The organism is Enterobacter sp. 241F3, from assembly GCF_034106785.1.
Lineage (GTDB): Bacteria > Pseudomonadota > Gammaproteobacteria > Enterobacterales > Enterobacteriaceae > Enterobacter > Enterobacter vonholyi.
This window is the reverse complement of the sequence record NZ_JAWNDD010000001.1, coordinates 355,760-376,706: the sequence shown is the minus strand read 5'-3', so window position 1 is coordinate 376,706 and position 20,947 is coordinate 355,760. Positions and strand designations below refer to the sequence as shown.

Sequence of the window (20,947 nt, the reverse complement as noted above, 5' to 3'; positions counted from 1 at the left end):
ATTTACATTGCGTGACAGCTAACGGACGCGATAATTTTATTCCCGCCCATATTGCCCATAATCAGTTCGAGTAATTTTCGGTATTCCTCACGGGTAATCACCTCAGCCCGAATTTCGGTTTTTCCCTCAGCCTGAGCCGTGGCGGAATAAATCGCTTTCAGACTTAACGTCAACTCTTTCGCCATATTAACGATGCTCTGCCGCACCGCATCTTCATGCTCGTCAGCACAGGTGATTTTCAGAACATAGCTTTTTTCGCCTTCATGGAGCACGGGCAGCTGATTAATCCGCTGCGCGGCTTCGCGAAGCAATATGTTGGCGCAGAGAATAATTAAGCTGGCCATGGCGGCATTCCAGAACTGGCCTAAACCACATAGCACGCCAATTCCGGCCGAGCACCACAGCGTGGCGGCGGTGTTCAGACCACGAATATTCATTCCTTCACGCATAATGACGCCTGCGCCAAGAAAGCCGATACCGGAGACGATTTGTGCTGCGATGCGCCCCGGGCTATCAGGAGAGGTGGATACCGAGCTTAAGATGAACACTGCCGCGCCCGTGGCAACCAGTGCATTGGTACGAAGTCCGGCCATACGCTGGCGCCACTGTCTTTCCGCGCCAATAATTGCGCCCAGCAGCATCGCTGCGAGCAGATGAGAGATATAAGGGAACATCAGCCTGTCGCCTGTAAACGTTAATAAATAATAAGCGTCAGTGCTTTGCTAAGCACATCATAACGCCGTTTAAATGCTAAACGTGTCAGGACGACGGTGGCGGAAAGAGTGAATGTGTAAACATGAACATGCGATGCCCCACAAATTGAGTGGTTTTACTATTTCGGGATACAATCGCTTAAAGAGGATTGCTGCCCACCCTTTCAGGTAAGCAGCGAGAAAATTGCGCTAGCTTACCTTCGTATCGACGATAAAATGACTTTCCAACGAAGGTCTCCTGTGAAAATTTATTGCCAGTATAGTCAGGCGAAATAATGAGTAAAGCAAAAAAACAGCCTCCGTTATGAATTGTTTAAGTTCGCAAGGCATATTTTTTAAGACGTCATCTGATTTTAAAAAATACCCGCTATACTACATTTCCTTTTTTACAGGCGATAACAGACAAAGGCAGGAAGTATGTCTCTTCGTTCGCTGCGGGCATTGTGCCTGACAAGTTTTTTCATCGCGGATGTCCGCGATGGCCTGGGGCCTTTTCTCGGTATTTTCCTGACCGAACGCCACTGGACCCCTGATGATATCGGCATCCTGATGACGGCCGGTGGGCTGGCGGGATTACTGGCCACGCTGCCGGCGGGATTCATCACCGACACCTCACGCAGCAAGCGGACCGTGCTAGCGCTGGTGTGCCTGCTCATCACCCTTAGCACGCTCCTGCTCTGGTTTAGCCAGCAGAGCGGCGTTGTCGCCGTGTCGCAAATCGTCACCGGTATCTGTGCGGCGTTTGTCGGCCCGCTGATCGCCGGGATTACGCTGGGTCTGACCGGCCAGAGCGGGTTCAGCGCGCAGATGGGTAGAAACGAAGCGTTCAATCACGGCGGCAACTTTGTTACCGCACTGATTGCAGGCGGCATTGCCTGGTACTGGGGCGTCGGCGGGATTTTCCTGCTGATGACCTGTACCACGCTGTTAACGCTCTGCGCGCTGCTTGCCATTCGCAACCGGGATATTGATAACGACGCGGCGAGGGGGCTCTCCTCTTCAGCGAGCCTGCCGGTTCCCGGTTTTGCAGTGCTGATGAAAAACCGGGCGCTGTTTGTGACAGGCCTGACGCTGCTGCTGTTTCATCTGGCGAACGCCGCGCTGCTGCCGATGCTGAGCATGAGGGTGGCCGCGGCACCCGCATCGATCAACCCCGGTTTGTACGCGGCGGGCACCGTTATCATCTCTCAGGCCGTGATGATCCCCGTCGCCATCTGGGTCGCCCACCGAATAGACCGCTACGGCTACTGGCGCTTGATTATGCTGGCGCTGCTGGTGATGCCGGTGCGCGCCGCGCTGGCGGCGTCTACGGACGCGCCGCTCATGATGATCCCGGTACAAATTCTCGACGGGCTGGCCGCAGGGATCCTGGGCGTCGTGGTACCGTCGTTTATCGTGGTGCTGTTGCGCGGGAGCGGGCACGTCAATGCCGGGCAGAGTGTGGTGATGCTGATGCAGGGGATTGGGGCATCCATGAGCCCGGCGTTAACCGGCACGATTGCCGGTCATTACTCATTTGCCACGGCATTCAGTGTCCTGAGCGCGATTGCGCTGGTGGCCGTCCTGCTCTGGTGGCGCGTTGCGCACCGGAGCTGGGAAACGGACAGTACGCCGGGTGGGGCATAGCCGCCACCCGGCGTCACGCTTATGCCAGTTCGTTAGGGCACGCTTCGCCTTTTTCCAGCTGCTGCAGGTTCCCCAGCGTGGTTTCTGAAATGCTGATCAGCGCTTCGGCAGTCAGAAACGCCTGGTGGCCGGTAAACAGCACGTTATGGCAGGCAGAGAGGCGACGGAATACGTCGTCCTGGATCACATCATTCGACTTGTCTTCAAAGAACAGATCGCGTTCGTTCTCATACACGTCCATCCCCAGCGCGCCAATTTTCTGGGTCTTCAGCGCTTCGATAGCGGCCTGAGAATCAACCAGCCCGCCGCGGCTGGTGTTGATGATCATCACGCCATCCTTCATCTGGTCAAACGCCGCCTGGTTAAGCAGGTGGTAGTTCTCCGGCGTCAGCGGGCAGTGCAGGGAGATCACGTCGGACTGCGAGAACAGCGTCGGCAGGTCGACATATTCCACGCCCAGATCCAGCGCTGCGGCGCTCGGGTACGGATCGAACGCCAGCAGACGCATGCCAAAGCCTTTCAGAATGCGCAGGGCAGCCACGCCAATTTTACCGGTGCCGATCACGCCGGCGGTTTTGCCGTACATGGTAAAGCCGGTCAGTCCTTCCAGCGAGAAGTTAGCGTCACGGGTACGCTGATAAGCGCGGTGAATACGACGGTTAAGCGACATCATCATGCCAATCGCATGTTCAGCCACCGCTTCCGGGGAGTACGCCGGAACGCGCACCACCTTCAGACCCAGCTCTTTCGCCGCATCGAGATCCACGTTGTTAAAGCCCGCACAGCGCAGGGCGATGTACTTCACCCCTTGTCTTTTCAACTCTTCCAGCACCGGGCGACTGCCGTCATCGTTTACGAAAATGCAGACGCCTTCACAGCCGTGCGCCGTTTTGGCGGTTTTTTCGGACAGCAGAAAGTCGAAAAATTCAAGCTCAAACCCGTAAGCCTCGTTAACATGTTGCAGATACTTTTTGTCGTACTGCTTTGTGCTATATACCGCGAGTTTCATAAGACTTTCTCCAGTGATTTTGCATTCACGTTAGCATGATTAAAATTATCTTACAATTTCTAAAATATTATTGAATTCAATAAGTTCTATCAATTATTCTAGAGCATCTATCCTTAAAAATGGCATTCCCTTCAACTGACTGGCTAAACATGCGACAATGATCGGCATTGCCGGCTTAATTCTTTCGCTAAATCAGGATATTAACTGCCCATGAAGGGTAAATACAAAGCCGCTCTTGCGCTTTTACTGCTGTTCATACTGTTGCCGCTGACGCTGCTGATGACGCTCGCCCAGTGGGTCCCGACGCTCGCCGGGATCTGGCTGCCCGTGGGGACGCGCATCGCGTTCGAAGAGAGCCCGAAACTGACCCGCCACGCGCTGGTGATCCCCGATCTTCGCTATCTGGTTGAAGACTGCGAAATTGCCCGCATCGATAACGTGACGCTGTCACATCCGAGCCGCTGGAAGCTGGATATCGGCGCGCTGGATTTAAATTCCGTCTGTCTGAGCAAAATTCCCCAGTCAGCGCCCTCAACGGTCGCCCCGAAAACGCTCGCGCAATGGCAGGCAGTATTACCCAATACCTGGCTCACGATTCACCGTCTGACGCTCTCTCCGTGGCAGCAGTGGCAGGGCGAGCTGCGTGCGTCGCTGACCCCGTCCAGTCAGGAGATCGCCTATAAAGGCGAGCAGGTCAGCATTAAAGGCACGCTTCGCGGTCAGACGCTCTCGGTCAGCCAGTTCGATGTACAGCTCCCGGACCAGCCGCAGCCGATTAAGCTGGTGGGCGAATTTACCCTGCCGCTGGTACCGGATGGCGTACCGGTGAAAGGCCACGCGGTCGCGACCTTTAACGTGCCACAGTTGACGTCTCTGGTCGATGCCGATCTGGACTGGGAAGACAATCAGGGACAGCTGGTGGTGATGGCGCGGGACAATCCCGATCCGCTGCTCGACCTGCCGTGGCAGATCACGGCGGAACAGCTGAACATTAGCGACGGGCGCTGGAATTGGAATCTCTCGGGTATGCCGCTGAGCGGGCGGGTGTCCCTTCGCGCCGACAACTGGCAGCAGGGGCTGGAGAAAACCACCCTGACCGGACGGCTGAATGTGCTTACCCACGGTGATGCGGGGAAAGGGAACGCGGTACTGAATATCGGGCCAGGCAGGCTCAGCATGGAAAACAGCGACATGCCTCTGCACCTGAGCGGCGAGGCGAAGCAAAACGATCTCATTCTTTACGCCAAATTGCCCGCAACGTTGACCGGCAGCCTGTATGAACCGCAGCTGGCCTTTGAGCCGGGCGCGCTGCTTCGCTCGCGCGGGCGCATCATTGACTCGCTCGATATCGATGAAATCCGCTGGCCGCTGGCGGGCGTGAAGCTCACCCAGAAGGGGGTGGACGGCCGTCTGCAGGCGATTCTGCGCGCCCATGAAAACGAGATGGGCGATTTTGAACTCCACCTGGACGGTCAGGCCAGCGACTTCTTACCCGATAACGGCCTGTGGCAGTGGCGCTACTGGGGAAAAGGCGGTTTTACGCCGATGCATGCCCGCTGGGATGTCGCCGGGAAAGGCGAGTGGCGCGACAATCTTATTGAGCTGACGGCGCTCTCCACCGGTTTTGACAAGCTCCAGTACGGCACGATGGAGGTCAGCAGGCCTCGCCTGGTGCTGGATCAACCGGTGCGCTGGTTACGTGACCCCGAAAAACCGACCTTCAGCGGCGCGCTGTCGCTTAACGCCGGGCAAACCCGTTTCTCCGGCGGCAGCGTGTTGCCGCCATCGGTCCTGACCTTTAGCGTCGACGGCACCGACCCGACTATTTTTCAGTTTAAGGGCGACCTCCACGCGGACAAAATCGGTCCGGTACAGGTAAACGGGCGCTGGGATGGCGTGCGCCTGCGCGGGCAGGCCTGGTGGCCGAAACAGTCTCTCACCGTATTCCAGCCGCTGATCCCGCCGGACTGGAAAATGACGCTGCGCGACGGGGAGCTTTACGCGCAGGTCGCCTTCTCGGCGGCGGCCGATCAGGGCTTTGAGGCGGGCGGGCACGGCGTGCTGAAATCCGGCAGCGCCTGGATGCCGGATAACCAGATTAACGGCGTCGATTTTGTGCTGCCGTTCCGCTTCAGCGACGGAACCTGGTCTCTGGGCACGCGCGGACCGGTGACGCTGCGCATTGGCGAAGTGGTAAACCTGGTGACCGCGCGCAACATTACTGCCGATCTACAGGGGGACTATCCCTGGACGGAGGACAATCCGCTGCTGCTCACCAACGTGAAGGTAGAAACCCTCGGCGGGAAGATCACCATGCAGCAGCTGCGGATGCCGCAGCACGATCCGGCCCTGCTGCGGGTGGATAATATCTCTTCGAGCGAGCTGATTAGCGCCGTTAATCCGAAACAGTTTGCCATGTCGGGGCCAGTCAGCGGGGCGCTGCCGTTCTGGCTGGATAATGAAAAATGGATCATTAAAGATGGCTGGCTGACCAACCCGGGCCCAATGACGCTGCGCATCGACAAAGATACGGCCGACGCCATCGTTAAAGATAATATGGTTGCGGGTGCCGCGATTAACTGGCTCCGCTATATGGAAATTTCGCGTTCGTGGACGAGAATCAATTTAGATAATCTGGGTGAATTAACCATGCAGGCGACCATCAAGGGGAACAGCCGGGTGGATGGCAAAAGCAGCTCCGTCAACCTGAACTATACCCATGACGAGAATGTCTTTACCCTCTGGCGTAGCCTGCGCTTTGGGGACAACCTGCAAACCTGGTTTGAGCAACATGCGGCGATACCTGCTCCCCGCAGTTTGACCGGCAAGGAAAGTGAGGAACAACAATGAAAAAGATGGCTGGTGTGCTCACCGTTGCCGTTGCCGCGCTACTGACCGGCTGTACGCCGCGTATTGAAGTCGCTGCGCCAAAGGAGCCGATTACCATCAATATGAATGTCAAAATCGAACATGAGATCCACATTAAGGTCGATAAAGACGTCGAAACCCTGCTTAAATCGCGCAGCGATCTGTTCTGAGGACGCCATGAAACGAGTAGCACTGATTTTACTGGCGCTGGGGATGAACGTGCAGGCGGCTGCGCTCACCCTGAACGATGCCCGGGCGCAGGGGCGCGTGGGGGAAACCCTCAGCGGTTATCTTGCCCCGATTCAGCAGGACGCCGAAACGCTGGCGCTGGTCAATCGCATCAACGCGGCGCGCACGGAAAGCTACCAGAAGCTGGCTGACAGCAATAATTTGCCGATCGATGAAGTGGCCAAAATGGCAGGGCAAAAACTAGTTGCCCGCGCGCATCCGGGCGAGTACGTGAAGGGTATTAACGGAAAATGGCTCAGAAAGTAGCTAGCGGTAGCGCCTGCGGTATTCACCCGGCGAGACGCCAAAACGCTGCTTAAACGCCGTTGAAAAATGGCTATGGTCGGTAAACCCCCAGCTGTAGCCAATGCCCGCCAGCTTTTCATCATCCCCGGCCGAGCGCAGCACCTGCGCGCAGAGATCCAGACGACGGTTTTTAATGTACTGCGCCACCACCAGCCCCTTTTCGGCAAACATGCGGTAGAGGCTGCGCACGGACATACCGCTCTCGGCGGCAATCCATTCAGGACGCAGCGATTCAGACTGAATATGGTCGTCAATCAGCGCCACCACATGCTGGAACTGGCGCTCCTTGCGCGGCTGAATGATTTCACGCTGCTGGAAAGCGGGGCGCAGCAGGCAGATCATCGCTTCGAGCGCGGCTTCGCTTTCACGATCGCTCAGGTCGGCATTGCTCATACTCTCCATCAACAGGCGATGGCTCAGCTGCACCGTGGGTAAGGTGCGGGAAAGGGCGGTCGCGCAGTTTATCTCCTGGAAACGACACTGCTGCTCAATAATCTGACGCGGAACCAGGAGCGAAATCTGGCGGGATTTTTCCTGCCAGTTGATTGAACAGGGACGCGACGCGTCAATCAGCGTGATATCGCCGGTTCTGAGCAGCGCGCGACGGTCATCCTGCTCAATTTCTGCACTCCCTTCGAGCTGGAACACGGTATAGAACCAGGCATCGTTACTCTGTTTGATCTCCTGACTGGAGCGGAACAGGTTAACGCCACCCGCGGTCACGGTACTGAGCTTCAGACTGCGCGCATAGCTGGTCTCCAGCTCGCCGTAGAATTTACCCCCGGTGGGCTGCGCGTTAAAACGCCCGCAAACCTGGTTAATTTGCGCCAGCCAATGCTGATACTGTTCCTGCTCGCTTGCACACGCCATCGTTTCTCTCACTGCACCGTCAACGTTTTCGCATTGTTGCATTTGTGTTGCATTTTGTCAGAGCTATGAGGCTGACTATAGGAAAGAACACTCACCGGTTACAGCGATATAAGCGGCAATTATCGCGATTTGCGGAGCCTGTCACAGGTGGCAAAGCGAATGTCACAGAGACAAAAGCGAGAATGCAAAACCCCTCTTAGACTGGATGAACACCCTGCGAAGAATAACGAAGGAGTATCCTATGTCTGAATCACAGGTGGCTATTCAGCCTGCCGTGCAGCAGTTTTTAGACCGACATCATGGCCTGTGGATTGAAGGGCGTCAGGCCGCGTCGGACAGTGAAAAGCGGCTGAACGTCTACAACCCGGCTACGGGCGAGGTGATTGCCTCGACTGCCGATGCCAGCGTCGATGACGTTGATCGTGCCGTCATGTCCGGCTGGCGCGCCTTTGTGGCCCGCACCTGGGCCGGAAAACTCCCGGCGGAGCGCGAGCGGATCCTGCTCCATTTCGCCGATCTGGTGGAACAGCACAGCGAGGAGCTGGCCCAGCTTGAAACGCTGGAGCAGGGCAAATCCATCAACATTTCCCGTATGTTTGAAGTCGGCTGCACCCTGAACTGGATGCGCTATACCGCCGGGTTGACCACCAAAATTTCGGGTAAAACTCTCGATCTTTCTATCCCGCTGCCGCAGGGCGCCCGCTATCAGGCGTGGACGCGTAAAGAGCCGGTAGGCGTGGTGGCCGGGATTGTGCCCTGGAACTTCCCGCTGATGATCGGCATGTGGAAAGTGATGCCAGCGCTGGCAGCTGGCTGCTCTATCGTCATTAAGCCGTCTGAAACCACGCCGCTGACCATGCTGCGCGTGGCGGAACTGGCCAGTGAAGCGGGCATCCCGGATGGGGTGTTCAACGTGGTGACCGGGAGCGGCGCGGTGTGTGGCGCGGCGCTGACCTCGCATCCGCATATCGCGAAGGTGAGCTTCACCGGCTCAACGGCGACGGGTAAGCAAATTGCCCGCGCGGCGGCGGACACGCTAACCGGCGTGACCCTGGAGCTGGGCGGGAAAAACCCGGCAATTGTGCTCAAGGATGCGGACCCTGCGTGGGTGATCGAAGGCCTGATGACCGGCAGCTTCCTGAACCAGGGGCAGGTGTGCGCGGCGAGCTCGCGCATCTACATTGAGGCGCCGCTTTTTGACACGCTGGTCAGCGGGTTTGAACAGGCGGTGAAATCCCTGAGCGTCGGGCCAGGCATGTCGCCGGAGGCGTTTATTAACCCGCTGGTGTCGCGCGCGCATTGCGACAAGGTGCAGACCTTCCTCGATGAGGCGAAGTCGCGCCACGCGGAGCTGATCGTCGGTAACCGGGGGCCGGAAGGCAAAGGCTATTACGTTTCACCTACGCTGGTGGTCAACCCGGATGCCTCGCTGCGCCTGACCCGCGAAGAGGTGTTTGGCCCGGTGGTCAACCTTGTGCGCGTCGCCGACGGGGAAGAGGCGCTCCAGCTGGCAAACGACACCGAATATGGCCTGACGGCCAGCGTCTGGACGCAGAATATCAGCAAGGCGCTGGAGTATACCGACCGGCTGCAGGCGGGCACCGTGTGGGTGAATAGCCATACGCTGATCGACGCCAACCTGCCGTTCGGCGGCATGAAGCAGTCCGGTACCGGACGCGATTTTGGCCCGGACTGGCTGGACGGCTGGTGTGAAACCAAGTCGGTGTGCGTGCGGTATTAAAAAGCAAGCCGGGTAAGCGCAGCGCCACCCGGCTTTTATCTACAGCGACCACCGATCCCGCCCGGCCTCCTTCGCCCGATACAGCGCCGCATCGGCGCGGGCGATGATCTCGGTGCCCGCTAACCCCTCGGCCATGCTCGCAATCCCCATGCTCACGGTGACATGGTCGCTGACCGTCGAGGCGCCGTGCGGTATGGCTTCCGTACGCAGGCCGTCCTGAATACGCAGGGCAACCTTTTCCGCGATGTTCTCCGGGCAATTAAACAGAATCACCAGAAACTCTTCGCCGCCGTAGCGTGACACCACATCGTCAGGCGTGCGCACGGACTGCTTCAGCACGCGCGCCACGCGCGTCAGACAGTCGTCGCCCGCCTGGTGCCCGTAGGTATCGTTGTAGCGCTTGAAGTAGTCGATATCCAGCATGATCACCGAGAAGGTTTTTTTCTGCTCAACCGCGTTCTCCAGCACCACCTCCATTTTCCGGCGATTGGCGGTTTTGGTTAACGGGTCCTGATGCGCCAGCGCGTCCAGCCGCGAAATAAGCAGCTGATTTTGCTGGTTACGTCGCCAGGCTTCGTCAAACCAGCTCAGCAGAATGAAACGCCCGAAGATCAAGATCAGCGTAAACACGCTCCAGATAACAACGAAGTGTAGGTTGAGGCCATCGTTTCGTATCCAGCTTGCTATCGGCAGGGTGATCCAGAGCGGGAGCACAAAGGCGAGCAGCCCTTCAGGGTAGAAATAGAGCGCCGTCAAACCGGCGAGTAACAGAATAACGCACAGCGGCCAGACGTGCGGGAGCAGCAGCTGGGTGATAAACCAGAAGCAGGAGACCGACCAGATGGCGCTACAGATAAACAACACAACGCTGATACCGGCGATACGCCGCCAGGCCATGAGGATCAGCGCGGCCGAGAGGATGATAATACCGAGCATGGAGGCATCAACCATTCTCGTCAGCTGGGGCGAGTGGGGATAAAGGGGATCGCTGGGCTTAAGCAGAACGTGTCGCAGCAGAATCATCACCGCAAAGCTGATATTGACGAAGGCCAGCCACGGCAGGTTCATCGCCAGCCCGTGCATGACCATGGCATGGCGCGTTGGCCAGGTCGCCCGTTCCAGCGACGGTTTTTTTCTTTTTTCCATAAAGCCCTTTCCCGTCCGGGGGATAAATCATGTCGATGAGATATCTGTAACTATAAGCAAGCCAGGACGATCCTCAAACGTCAGGGCAAAAAAAACCGGGCTATTGCCCGGCGGGTGGTTATTTTTCGTCTTTTTTCTTCCCGAGCGTTGGCGTCTCGTCGAAGAAGTTCCACGGCTTAAGCAGGGTATGCACCCATTCCGTTGGCATGATCGGCCACTCTTCCGCGCGCGCCACGTGGGTGGTGCCGGTGGTCATCCAGACTACGTCGTCCCGATCGTTGAGCGACTCGTTATCCTTGCTGTACTGCCCGAGGCCCGTGTCGTGTACGGAGCGGTTAGGGAATTTCCCTTCCGGGTAGAGCTCATCAGGGTGGTAGCGGGTCACCCACAGCTGTTTGTCCATAAAGCTCAGGCGATGGTAAATCCACTCGTCCGGGGCAAATTTCGCGCCGGTCGCCACCGGGTGCGTACCGCCCGCGTAAGGGATGATCTGGTACGAGACCGGGTTACCCATGCGGTTCTCTTTACTTGTGTTGCTCAGCAGGCGAATCGTGCCCGGGTCGAACTTCTGCGCCGCCTGCTGCTCGGTATCAATATCATACTGATTGATCTGCATGGTGCTGGTGCGAGGTCCACCGGCGGTATTCGGCTTCACCTCCGGATCCATAGCCACCAGCTTGTTGTTGATGCCGTCCACATCCATATCAAGACGGAAGTTGTAGATGTGCTGGTGCGTGGTGCCCACGATGTTGTGGTCGATCAGCGTGCCGTATTTTGTATCGTCTTTGGCGGTGGCATCGTGCATGGTTTTTGCCTGCACGCCTTTCACCGCTTCGATACCCGTCGCGCCGGCGTCAATGCCGATGGTGCCATTTTCATGGAACACCCAGTCGAAGATGTAATCGTAGTTGCCCACGGTACTCACCCAGCGCACCACCAGCTCGCGGCGCTCGGTGCTGACGTTTGGCTGACCCATCTCCTGATGTTTGTATTCCGGCCCCGCGTAGCGTTCGAAAATGGCGATCGCGCGCGGGATCTCCATCGGCGCGCCGGTGTAATCCGGAATGGTTTCATTGAGCATCACGGCGTTGGACGGCACGTCTTTACCGCGTACCAGCGGTGAGGTCAGGGTGCCCATACCGTAGTCGCCGGAGTCGAGATAGGCTTTAAAGTACCAGCCCACGTCCGGATCGCCGTAAGGAACGATCATGCCGCCGAGCGACCCCTGATACATAATCTGGCGCTTTTTACCGTTGTCGTTATACGTGACGGTTGAAATCATCGGACCGACGCGAGAGTCCAGGCTCAGGTGGAAATCCCAGTTCTGCCAGTGCACCATATCGCCGGTAATGGTGTAGTTCTTACCTTCCGGCTCGATGATGTCGAGCGGTTTTTTCGGCGTTTCTATACGATCGCGGCCATCGTAGGGGCGCGGCGTCATCGGAACCGGAACAACGGCACCTTCCTCAATCTTCTGGATTTTCTTCTGCTCAAGATCGACCACGGCCACCAGGTTTTCAATCGGGTGCGCCCAGTAGTTGCCGTCGCCCACATCCAGATAGCTCACCACCTTCAGCAGGCGATCTTCCTGCTTCAGGCCGTCTTTACCGTCGAAATAGCCGACGGTCAGCGGCGTGGTAATCACTTTTTTCGGGTCGGTGATGCCGTGTTTTTTAAGCACCTCGGCAAATTCCGTACTCTCGTTAACGATCTGCTGTACCGCGGTGAAATCATCCAGCAGCACCATGCCGTGCGCGTCTTTCACCGGCTCCCAGCGCAGGATTTTTTTATCCTTCAGATCCACCAGGCTTTCGATAACGTGCTTTCCATCGAGCATCACAATCTTTGCCTGACGCGGGGCATCCACCGCCGTACCGTTAAGCACAAAGTCCCACACTTTGGCTTTCTCTGGCTCTGCAAGGGCAATCTGGGTAAAGCGGGTATTAGGCTTAAAGTCCGCCGAGGCTTTCACAATCTCAACGGCCTGCTTAATTTCGTCCGCCGTTAGCGCGTTTAACGGGTGAGGGCGTTTTTCAACCTGGAAGGTCTGGTCAAGGCCGGACTGGAAAACATCGTTGATAAAGGTATCGGAAATAAAGGCTTTCTTGCCTTTCATCACCACCGGCACCTCGAGCCTGAGGGTTTTGCCGTTGACGATGGCGGTTTTGGCACCCGGTTTGACCTTCACGAAGGCACCGTCTTTCGCAATGATGAACATCTGTGCGTAATCATCCCACTGAACGTCGGCGCCAAAGTCCTGCAGCGTTTTGTCCATCGGGACCATATGCGCCTCGCTGCCGTGGGCGAAAACAGGGGATTGCCAGGCGCAACACAGCGCAACGGCCACAGCCAGCGCCGTTCTACGGGCAGAAAAAGAAGAATTGCTTCCCATCGTAGACCTCATCTTGTTGTGTTTATTGTGTTGTGACAGCCTTATCCTGACAGGCGCCTGAGAAAAGCGTTTGCCTGCATCTGCCAGATTATTTGCCAGTCTTGCCAGGTTAAAAAAAGAGCGGGGATACATCACATGCCGGGCCATTTCCTCTCCCCACAAATGATGTCAGCACAGGCGACCCCCTCTCCCTTGAGGGAGAGGGCTGGGGTGAGGGGGAACATACGGCTGTAGTGGTCATTCCGTTCACTTCATGTTCCTTGCTACTCTGTCACGACATGACCAGTGAACGTGCCAGGGCGGCTCAATCGCCGCCGCCCTGGCGACCCGGGCTCCCGGCGGTAAATCGCCGCTTCGCGGTGCCCTCAGCTTATTCCTTCAGGCTATCGGGTCGGGCATGAGCCTGCATCCCTGCAGGCCACGCCCTCTCGGCGCATCCCTGCGCCTCGCCCCGGCCTTACGGAAACGCTTCGGCGATTTACAGCCGGACCAGGGTATCGCTGTAAGCCATTAATTTTCCTGAAGCAATTTATCGCTTCTGGTTAAAAAAATTACAGGGATTCCTCCCCCTTTGGGGAGAGGGTCAGGGTGAGGGGCGTTAGCTGAAATCTCCCTGCTGGCGCGCCACCAGCGTCAGAATGGAGTAAAGCGCCACGGCCTGCTGGTGCTGGTTGAAGATCTCAACCGCCCATTCCACCACGCCGGTCGGTTTTTCCTCGGCGGTGCGCTGTTTCTTCAGCGTTTTGCGCTTGCAGGTCAGACGCACCTGAATGGTATCGCCCGGTTTGACCGGCTCGATAAAGCGCAGGTTTTCCATGCCGTAGTTGGCAATCACCGGCCCGACGCCCGCATCAACGAACAGTCCCGCCGCGGCGGAGATCAGGAAGTAGCCGTGCACCACGCGCTCGCCAAAGATCGACTCTGCCGCGCCGATCTTGTCCATATGGGCGTAGAAGTGATCGCCGCTCAGGCAGGCAAAGTTCACGATGTCCGCTTCCGTGAGGGTACGGCGCGGCGTCAGCAGGCTGTCGCCCGGCTGTAGCTCCTCAAAGTATTTGCGGAACGGATGCACGCGATCTTCCTGCACCGTTGCGCCACGCACCCACTGCTTGCCGATGGCGGCCAGCATGGTCGGACTGCCCTGAATCGCGGTGCGCTGCAGGTAGTGCTTCACCGCACGCAGGCCGCCCAGCTCTTCGCCGCCGCCCGCGCGACCCGGGCCGCCGTGCACCAGCTGAGGAAGCGGGGAGCCGTGGCCGGTGGACTCTTTCGAGGCTTCCTCGTTGAGGATCTGAATACGCCCGTGGGCGCGCGCCGCGCCGAGAATAAACTGGCGGGCAATGTCCAGGTCTGCGGTGACCAGCGTGCCCGCCAGACTGCCGCCGCCCGCGCGGGCAAGCTGCATTGCGTGCTGTGCATTGCGATACGGCATCAGCGTCGCAACCGGGCCAAAGGCTTCGGTTGAGTGCACTGCCGGAGTTTCATCCGGCTGCGGGCAGAACAGCAGCGTCGGCGGGAAGAACGCGCCCGCGGCCTGCAAATCCGCTTTGCCACCCAGGCGGACCTGGCAGCCTGCGGCGATCAGGTGATCCACTTTCTCCTGCACGTCCGCACGCTGTTCGGCGTTGACCAGCGCACCCATCTTTACCCCTTCCTGCGTCGGGTCGCCCACCAACACCTTTTCCAGCCGGGCAATCAGCGCCTGGCTCACGGCGTCAATCTGGCTCTGCGGGACGATAATGCGGCGAATGGCCGTACATTTCTGCCCGGCTTTGGCGGTCATCTCGCGGACCACTTCCCGGATGAACAGGGCAAATTCCGGCTGCTCAGGGGTGACGTCTTCCCCCAGCACGCAGCAGTTCAGGGAGTCGGCCTCCATGGTGAACGGAATGGCATTCGCCACAATATTCGGGTGCACGCGAAGGCTTTGCCCGGTGCTGGCGGAGCCTGTAAAGGTCACCACGTCCTGGCTGTCGAGCTGGTCGAGCAGATCGCCCGCGCCGCCGCAGATCAGGCTGATGGCACCGTCCGGCACCAGCCCGCTGTCGACGATGGATTTCACCATCGCCTGCGTCACCTGCGCGGTGGCGGTGGCGGGTTTGATGATGGCGGGCATGCCGGCAAGCCAGGTCGGCGCCAGCTTTTCCAGCATCCCCCAGCAGGGGAAGTTAAAGGCGTTGATGTGCACCGCCACCCCGGATTTTGAGGTCAGGACGTGGCGCGCCGCAAAGCCGCCTTCTTTCGACAGCGGGATTAACTCGTCTTCCGGCCACACGGTGTCATCCGGCAGCTCGCGGCTGCCCAGGCTGGCGTAAGTGAAAAGGGTGCCGATCCCGCCTTCAATGTCCACCCAGCTGTCTGCTTTAGTCGCCCCGGTCTGTGCGGACAGGGCATAAAACGTCTCTTTTTCGCTAAGCAGGTGCTTTGCCACCGCCTTCAGCATGGCCGCACGTTCGATAAAGGTCATCTCGTGAAGCGCTTCGCCGCCGCGATCAATCGCATAGCGGCGGGCGGCCGCCATATCCAGCCCTTCGCTGGTCACGCTCCACAGCGCTTCGCCACTGATGGCGTGATGAATAGTGCGTTCGCGGCCCCGGCCAGACTGCCAGGAACCGGACAAGAAGCTGGCTAACTGCTGCATCGCTTATCTCCAAATGTTACGTGATTTGCTCATTAATAGTTTAATCATGAATCATAAAAATCAAGCGGCGTTTTTAATGAATTGTTAATGATGTGATCTGGCTGGATGAATTTCAGAATACAAAGGCCCGTTTATCAAGGCTTTCAGCAAAAGGCTTGCGAGCAACGTCACAGAATCAGGAAACAATTCTTGGGGTTATATTTAACCTTTGTGTAACTTTTAAAAAAAGTGATTCAACATTACGCTTTAATTTGCAAACTAACGAATCATAAAGGTGATGACGTGACGCAAGAACAACGGTTTGAGCAGCGCATAGCGCAGGAGACGGCGATTGAGCCTCAGGACTGGATGCCTGACGCCTACCGTAAGACGTTGATCCGTCAGATTGGCCAGCATGCGCACTCCGAAATTGTCGGCATGCTGCCGGAAGGGAACTGGATCGCCCGCGCCCCGACGCTGCGCCGAAAAGCGATCCTGCTGGCGAAGGTGCAGGACGAAGCCGGACACGGGCTTTACCTCTACAGCGCGGCGGAAACGCTGGGCTGCGCGCGGGAAGACATCTACCAGAAGATGCTCGACGGCAAGATGAAATACTCCTCCATCTTCAACTATCCGACCCTGAGCTGGGCCGATATCGGCGTGATCGGCTGGCTGGTGGACGGCGCGGCCATCGTCAACCAGGTGGCGCTGTGCCGCACTTCCTATGGTCCGTATGCCCGCGCGATGGTGAAAATCTGTAAAGAAGAGAGCTTCCACCAGCGTCAGGGCTTTGAGGCCTGCATGGTGCTGGCGCAGGGCAGCGAGGCCCAGCGCCAGATGCTCCAGGATGCCATCAACCGCTTCTGGTGGCCGGCGCTGATGATGTTCGGGCCGAACGACGACAATTCGCCGAACAGCGCCCGCAGCCTGGCGTGGAAAATCAAACGCTTCGGCAACGACGAGCTGCGCCAGCGTTTTGTCGACAACACGGTGCCGCAGGTGGAAATGCTGGGCATGACGGTGCCCGATCCCGACCTGCGTTTTGATGAAAAGAGCGGTCATTATCGCTTCGGCGAGATCGACTGGCAGGAGTTTGACGAGGTCATTAACGGGCGCGGCATCTGCAACCACGAACGTCTGGCCGCGAAACGTAAAGCCTGGGAAGAGGGCGCGTGGGTGCGGGAAGCCGCGCTGGCGCACGCCGAAAAACAGCGCGCCCGTCAGGCCGCGTAAGAGGAAACAACCATGAGCAATGTCTACTGGCCGCTGTACGAAGTGTTCGTACGCAGCAAACAGGGGTTATCCCACCGTCACGTTGGCAGTCTGCATGCCGCCGACGATCGCATGGCGCTGGAAAATGCGCGTGATGCCTACACCCGCCGCAGTGAAGGCTGTTCTATCTGGGTGGTTAAGGCGAGCGAGATTGTCGCCTCCCAGCCGGAAGAGAGCGGCGAGTTCTTCGACCCGGCAGAAAGCAAGGTTTACCGCCATCCGACGTTCTACACCATCCCCGACGGCATCGAGCATATGTGAGGCAAAGAATGAATTCAGTGACTGCCTATGCCCTGCGTCTGGGCGACAACGGTCTGGTGCTTTCCCAGCGTCTCGGCGCCTGGTGCGGCCACGCGCCGGAGCTGGAAATCGACCTCGCGCTCGCCAATATCGGTCTCGACCTGCTGGGGAAGGCGCGCAATTTCCTGACCTATGCCGCGGAGCTGGAAGGCCAGGGCGATGAAGACATGCTGGCGTTTGGCCGAGACGAGCGCCAGTTCCGCAACGTGCTGCTGGTGGAGCAGCCGAACGGCAGCTTCGCCGACACCATTGCCCGCCAGTACCTGATGGATGCCTGGAACGTGGCGCTGTACGAACGCCTGACCCATAGCCGCGACGGCCAGCTTGCCGCCATTGCCGCCAAGGCAATTAAAGAGGCGCGCTACCACCTGCGCTTCAGCCGCGGCTGGCTGGTGCGTCTGGGCGACGGGACCGAAACGTCCGCGCAAAAAATGCAGCAGGCCATCGATAGCCTGTGGCGTTTTACGGCGGAGCTGTTTGAGGCGGATGACGTTGAGCTGGAATTGATTGATGCCGGCGTGGCGGTTGACCCGCGCGTCCTGCGCCAGCCGTGGGAAAGCGAAGTCTTTGCCGGTCTGAATGAAGCCTGCCTGCAGGTTCCCGCAGAGGTGGCGTACCGCACCGGGGGTAAGAGGGGGCTGCATACCGAACATCTGGGCCCGATGCTGGCGGAAATGCAGTATCTCCAGCGCGCGTATCCCGGTCAGCAGTGGTAAAGGAGAACGCTATGCAACGCCTCGTCGACATCGCGCCCGCGCAAATCCCGCAGATCTGGGCGCTGTTAGGCCAGATCCCCGATCCGGAAGTGCCGGTGTTAACCATCACCGATTTAGGCATGGTGCGCAGCGTGAAGGCGCAGGGGGAAGGCTGGGTCATCGGCTTCACGCCCACCTACTCGGGCTGCCCGGCAACGGAACATCTGCTGGGGGCGATCCGTGAGGCGATGACTAAACGCGGCTTCACTCCCGTGCACATTGTGCTCCAGCTTGAACCTGCGTGGACCACAGACTGGATGACCGCCGACGCGCGCGAGCGCCTGCGGGCGTACGGCATCAGTCCGCCGGTGGGGCATAGCTGTCACGCACACGTCCCAGCCGAGGTGAGCTGCCCGCGCTGCGCCAGCACAGACACCGCGCTTATCAGTGAATTTGGTTCGACGGCCTGCAAAGCGCTCTACCGCTGCAATTCCTGCCGTGAGCCCTTCGACTATTTCAAATGCATTTGAGGCTGCCATGACAACGTTTCATTCATTAACAGTGGCAAAAGTGGAACCCGAAACCCGCGACGCGGTAACCATCACCTTTGCGGTGCCGCAGGCGCTGCAGGAGGCCTACCGCTTCCGCCCAGGCCAGCACCTGACGTTAAAAACGAAGCTTGGCGGTGACGAGCTGCGCCGCTGCTACTCCATCTGCCGGAGTACCGCCCCGGGCGAAATCAGCGTGGCGGTCAAGGCGATTGAAGGCGGGCGCTTTTCCCGCTATGCCCGGGATGAGATCAAAGCGGGCATGGCGCTGGAGGTAATGGTTCCTCAGGGGCAGTTTGGCTACCAGCCGCGGGCCGAACGCGAAGGCCACTATCTGGCAATTGCGGCAGGCTCCGGGATCACTCCGATGCTGGCGATTATCTCCGCGACGCTTGAGACCGAACCGAACAGCCATTTCACCCTGATCTACGGCAACCGCAGCAGCCAGAGCATGATGTTCCGCCAGGCGCTGGCGGACCTGAAGGACAAATACCCGCAGCGCCTGCAGCTGGTCTCCATCTTCAGCCAGGAGCGGCTGGACAGCGACCTGCTGTATGGCCGCATCGACGGGGAAAAGCTGCAGGCGCTGGCGAAAACCCTGATCAACTTCCGCCAGTACGACGAGGCGTTTATCTGCGGCCCGTCCGCAATGATGGACGACGCGGAAGCCACGCTGAAGGCGCTGGGGATGCCGGACAAATCCATTCACCTTGAGCGCTTTAACACCTCCGGTATCACCGTTAAGCGCGCGGCGCACGTGCAGGCGGATGGACAAAAAGTGACCGTTCGCCAGGACGGGCGCGACCGTGAAATCACCCTGACGGCGGACGACGAAAGCATTCTCGATGCCGCCCTGCGTCAGGGGGCGGATCTGCCTTATGCCTGTAAGGGCGGCGTCTGCGCCACCTGTAAATGCAAAGTGCTGCGCGGGAAGGTGGACATGGCAACCAACTACAGTCTGGAGCCGGACGAGCTGGCGGCCGGGTATGTGCTCAGCTGCCAGTCGCTGCCGTTAACCGCCGACGTGATCGTCGACTTCGACGCGAAGGGGATGGCATGAGCGAACTGATTGTTACCCGTAATGGCCGCGTGCTGCAGCTGACGCTAAACCGTCCGGCGGCGCGCAACGCTCTGAATAATGCGCTGTTGACCCAGCTTGCGGAACAGCTTGAGGCCGCCGCCGTGGATGCCGAGATTTCCGTCTGCGTGATTTACGGCAGCGAGCGCTGCTTTGCCGCCGGGGCCGATCTCAACGAAATGGCGGAGAAAGACCTGCCCGCAACGCTAAACGATATTCGCCCGCAGCTGTGGTCACGCATCAATACGTTCAGTAAACCGCTGATCGCCGCCGTGAACGGCTTCGCGCTGGGCGCAGGCTGCGAGCTGGCGCTGCTGTGCGACGTGGTGATTGCCGGTGACAACGCCCGTTTCGGCCTGCCGGAAATCACGCTCGGCATCATGCCCGGCGCGGGCGGCACCCAGCGTCTTATCCGCAGCGTCGGGAAATCGCTGGCCAGCAAAATGGTGCTGACCGGCGAGAGCATTTCCGCCGAGCAGGCGCTGAGCGCCGGGCTGGTGAGCGATGTTTTCCCGGCAGCGCTGACGCTGGAGTATGCCCTGAAGCAGGCGGCCCTGATGGGGCGCCACTCGCCGCTGGCTTTACAGGCAGCCAAACAGGCGCTGCGCCAGTCTCAGGAGGTGCCGCTTCAGTCCGGTCTGGCCCAGGAGCGCCAGCTGTTTACGCTGCTTTCTGCCACCGAAGACCGCCGGGAAGGCATCAACGCCTTCCTACAAAAACGCACTCCCGACTTTAAAGGACGCTAATTGTGGAATTTATTCTCAGTCATGTAGAACAGGGCGTGATGACCATTACGCTGAACCGTCCGGAGCGTCTGAACAGCTTTAACGACGTGATGCACCAGCAGCTGGCCGAGTGTCTGAAACAGGCCGAGCGCGATGACACTATCCGCTGCCTGCTGCTCACCGGGGCAGGACGCGGCTTTTGCGCCGGTCAGGACCTCAACGACCGCAACGTCGACCCTAACGGCCCGGCGCCGGATCTGGGCATGTCGGTTGAAACCTTCTACAACCCGCTGGTGCGCCGCCTGGCAAAGCTGCCGAAGCCCGTCATCTGTGCCGTTAACGGCGTGGCGGCGGGCGCGGGCGCTACGCTGGCGCTCGGGTGCGACATGGTGATTGCGGCGCGTTCCGCCAGCTTCGTGATGGCCTTCAGCAAGCTCGGCCTGGTGCCGGACTGCGGCGGCACCTGGCTGCTGCCGCGCGTGGCCGGACGCGCCCGCGCCATGGGGCTGGCGCTGCTCGGGGACAAACTCAGCGCCGAACAGGCGCAGGCGTGGGGCATGATCTGGCAGGTGGTGGATGACGAGCAGCTCTCCACCACGGCACAGCAGATGGCCCTGCATTTTGCGTCGCAGCCGACCTTCGGCCTGGGGCTGATCAAGCAGGCGATCAACGCCGCGGAAACCAATACTCTGGACGCTCAGCTCGATCTCGAGCGCGACTATCAGCGCCTGGCCGGGCGCAGCGACGACTACCGCGAGGGCGTCAGCGCCTTCCTCGCGAAGCGCGCGCCGAACTTTACGGGGAAATAAG

The 20,947-nt window shown here is 58.9% G+C and carries 18 protein-coding genes; 12 read left to right on the top strand and 6 right to left on the bottom strand.

Annotated elements, in window-relative coordinates; all coding sequences use genetic code 11:
* Positions 1–2: 2 nt before the first annotated feature.
* Positions 3–674, bottom strand: coding sequence for an MgtC family protein (locus UR504_RS01690; RefSeq protein ID WP_115874943.1), 672 nt, complete (start codon positions 672–674; stop codon positions 3–5).
* 456 nt (positions 675–1,130) lie between these two features.
* On the opposite strand from UR504_RS01690, the gene UR504_RS01685 reads away from it, so the two are divergent.
* Positions 1,131–2,339: an MFS transporter gene (locus tag UR504_RS01685; protein ID WP_302234870.1), complete on the top strand. Its 1,209-nt coding sequence runs from the start codon at positions 1,131–1,133 to the stop codon at positions 2,337–2,339.
* 19 nt (positions 2,340–2,358) lie between these two features.
* On the opposite strand, the gene UR504_RS01680 is transcribed toward UR504_RS01685, so the two are convergent.
* A complete protein-coding gene (locus tag UR504_RS01680; protein WP_127730659.1) occupies positions 2,359–3,348 on the bottom strand; it encodes a 2-hydroxyacid dehydrogenase in 990 nt (329 codons plus the stop codon).
* Positions 3,349–3,558: 210 nt separating this feature from the next.
* Here UR504_RS01680 and UR504_RS01675 point away from each other — a divergent pair, with 210 nt between their 5' ends.
* The 3 genes from UR504_RS01675 to UR504_RS01665 are packed head-to-tail and all read left to right on the top strand — an operon-like array spanning position 3,559 to position 6,711.
* Complete coding sequence (locus tag UR504_RS01675) at positions 3,559–6,198, top strand: YdbH family protein (protein WP_302234871.1); 2,640 nt, start codon at positions 3,559–3,561, stop codon at positions 6,196–6,198.
* The gene (locus UR504_RS01670) at positions 6,195–6,386 is read left to right on the top strand and encodes a YnbE family lipoprotein (RefSeq protein ID WP_014169918.1); all 192 of its coding nucleotides are present in this window, start codon (positions 6,195–6,197) and stop codon (positions 6,384–6,386) included. The genes UR504_RS01675 and UR504_RS01670 overlap by 4 nt, the downstream gene beginning before the upstream one ends.
* 7 nt (positions 6,387–6,393) lie before the next feature.
* Positions 6,394–6,711, top strand: coding sequence for a YdbL family protein (locus tag UR504_RS01665; RefSeq protein ID WP_302234872.1), 318 nt, complete (start codon positions 6,394–6,396; stop codon positions 6,709–6,711).
* Here UR504_RS01665 and feaR read toward each other — a convergent pair whose 3' ends face one another.
* Positions 6,712–7,620 carry a transcriptional regulator FeaR gene (gene feaR / locus UR504_RS01660; protein WP_320739515.1) on the bottom strand — a complete coding sequence of 303 codons (909 nt, stop codon included), beginning with the start codon at positions 7,618–7,620 and terminating at the stop codon, positions 6,712–6,714. It lies immediately after the preceding gene.
* 241 nt (positions 7,621–7,861) lie between these two features.
* Between feaR and UR504_RS01655 the strand changes: the two genes are divergently transcribed.
* The gene (locus UR504_RS01655) at positions 7,862–9,361 is read left to right on the top strand and encodes an aldehyde dehydrogenase family protein (protein ID WP_302234873.1); all 1,500 of its coding nucleotides are present in this window, start codon (positions 7,862–7,864) and stop codon (positions 9,359–9,361) included.
* 39 nt (positions 9,362–9,400) lie between these two features.
* Here UR504_RS01655 and UR504_RS01650 read toward each other — a convergent pair whose 3' ends face one another.
* From UR504_RS01650 to paaZ, 3 genes are all read right to left on the bottom strand, one after another.
* Positions 9,401–10,507, bottom strand: coding sequence for a GGDEF domain-containing protein (locus UR504_RS01650; RefSeq protein WP_302234874.1), 1,107 nt, complete (start codon positions 10,505–10,507; stop codon positions 9,401–9,403).
* Positions 10,508–10,625: 118 nt separating this feature from the next.
* Positions 10,626–12,899 (bottom strand): primary-amine oxidase, encoded by a 2,274-nt coding sequence (tynA, locus tag UR504_RS01645; protein ID WP_320739237.1) that lies wholly within the window; start codon positions 12,897–12,899, stop codon positions 10,626–10,628.
* 598 nt (positions 12,900–13,497) lie between these two features.
* Complete coding sequence (gene paaZ / locus UR504_RS01640) at positions 13,498–15,540, bottom strand: phenylacetic acid degradation bifunctional protein PaaZ (protein WP_320717823.1); 2,043 nt, start codon at positions 15,538–15,540, stop codon at positions 13,498–13,500.
* A gap of 282 nt (positions 15,541–15,822) precedes the next feature.
* On the opposite strand from paaZ, the gene paaA reads away from it, so the two are divergent.
* From paaA to paaG, 7 genes are read left to right on the top strand one after another with little or no spacing between them, the layout of a single operon-like run.
* Entirely contained in the window at positions 15,823–16,752 is a 930-nt protein-coding gene (paaA, locus tag UR504_RS01635) for a 1,2-phenylacetyl-CoA epoxidase subunit PaaA (protein ID WP_320739235.1), read from the top strand.
* Between the two features lie 12 nt (positions 16,753–16,764).
* Positions 16,765–17,052 carry a 1,2-phenylacetyl-CoA epoxidase subunit PaaB gene (paaB, locus tag UR504_RS01630; protein ID WP_003857353.1) on the top strand — a complete coding sequence of 96 codons (288 nt, stop codon included), beginning with the start codon at positions 16,765–16,767 and terminating at the stop codon, positions 17,050–17,052.
* 8 nt (positions 17,053–17,060) lie between these two features.
* On the top strand, positions 17,061–17,807 hold the full coding sequence (paaC, locus tag UR504_RS01625; protein WP_320739234.1) for a 1,2-phenylacetyl-CoA epoxidase subunit PaaC: 747 nt from the start codon (positions 17,061–17,063) through the stop codon (positions 17,805–17,807).
* Between the two features lie 11 nt (positions 17,808–17,818).
* The gene (paaD, locus tag UR504_RS01620; protein WP_274243050.1) at positions 17,819–18,316 is read left to right on the top strand and encodes a 1,2-phenylacetyl-CoA epoxidase subunit PaaD; all 498 of its coding nucleotides are present in this window, start codon (positions 17,819–17,821) and stop codon (positions 18,314–18,316) included.
* Positions 18,317–18,323: 7 nt separating this feature from the next.
* Entirely contained in the window at positions 18,324–19,394 is a 1,071-nt protein-coding gene (gene paaE / locus UR504_RS01615) for a 1,2-phenylacetyl-CoA epoxidase subunit PaaE (protein ID WP_274243051.1), read from the top strand.
* Complete coding sequence (gene paaF, locus UR504_RS01610) at positions 19,391–20,158, top strand: 2,3-dehydroadipyl-CoA hydratase PaaF (RefSeq protein WP_320739232.1); 768 nt, start codon at positions 19,391–19,393, stop codon at positions 20,156–20,158. The genes paaE and paaF overlap by 4 nt, the downstream gene beginning before the upstream one ends.
* Complete coding sequence (paaG, locus tag UR504_RS01605; protein WP_320739513.1) at positions 20,158–20,946, top strand: 2-(1,2-epoxy-1,2-dihydrophenyl)acetyl-CoA isomerase PaaG; 789 nt, start codon at positions 20,158–20,160, stop codon at positions 20,944–20,946. The genes paaF and paaG overlap by 1 nt, the downstream gene beginning before the upstream one ends.
* Position 20,947 lies beyond the last annotated feature (1 nt).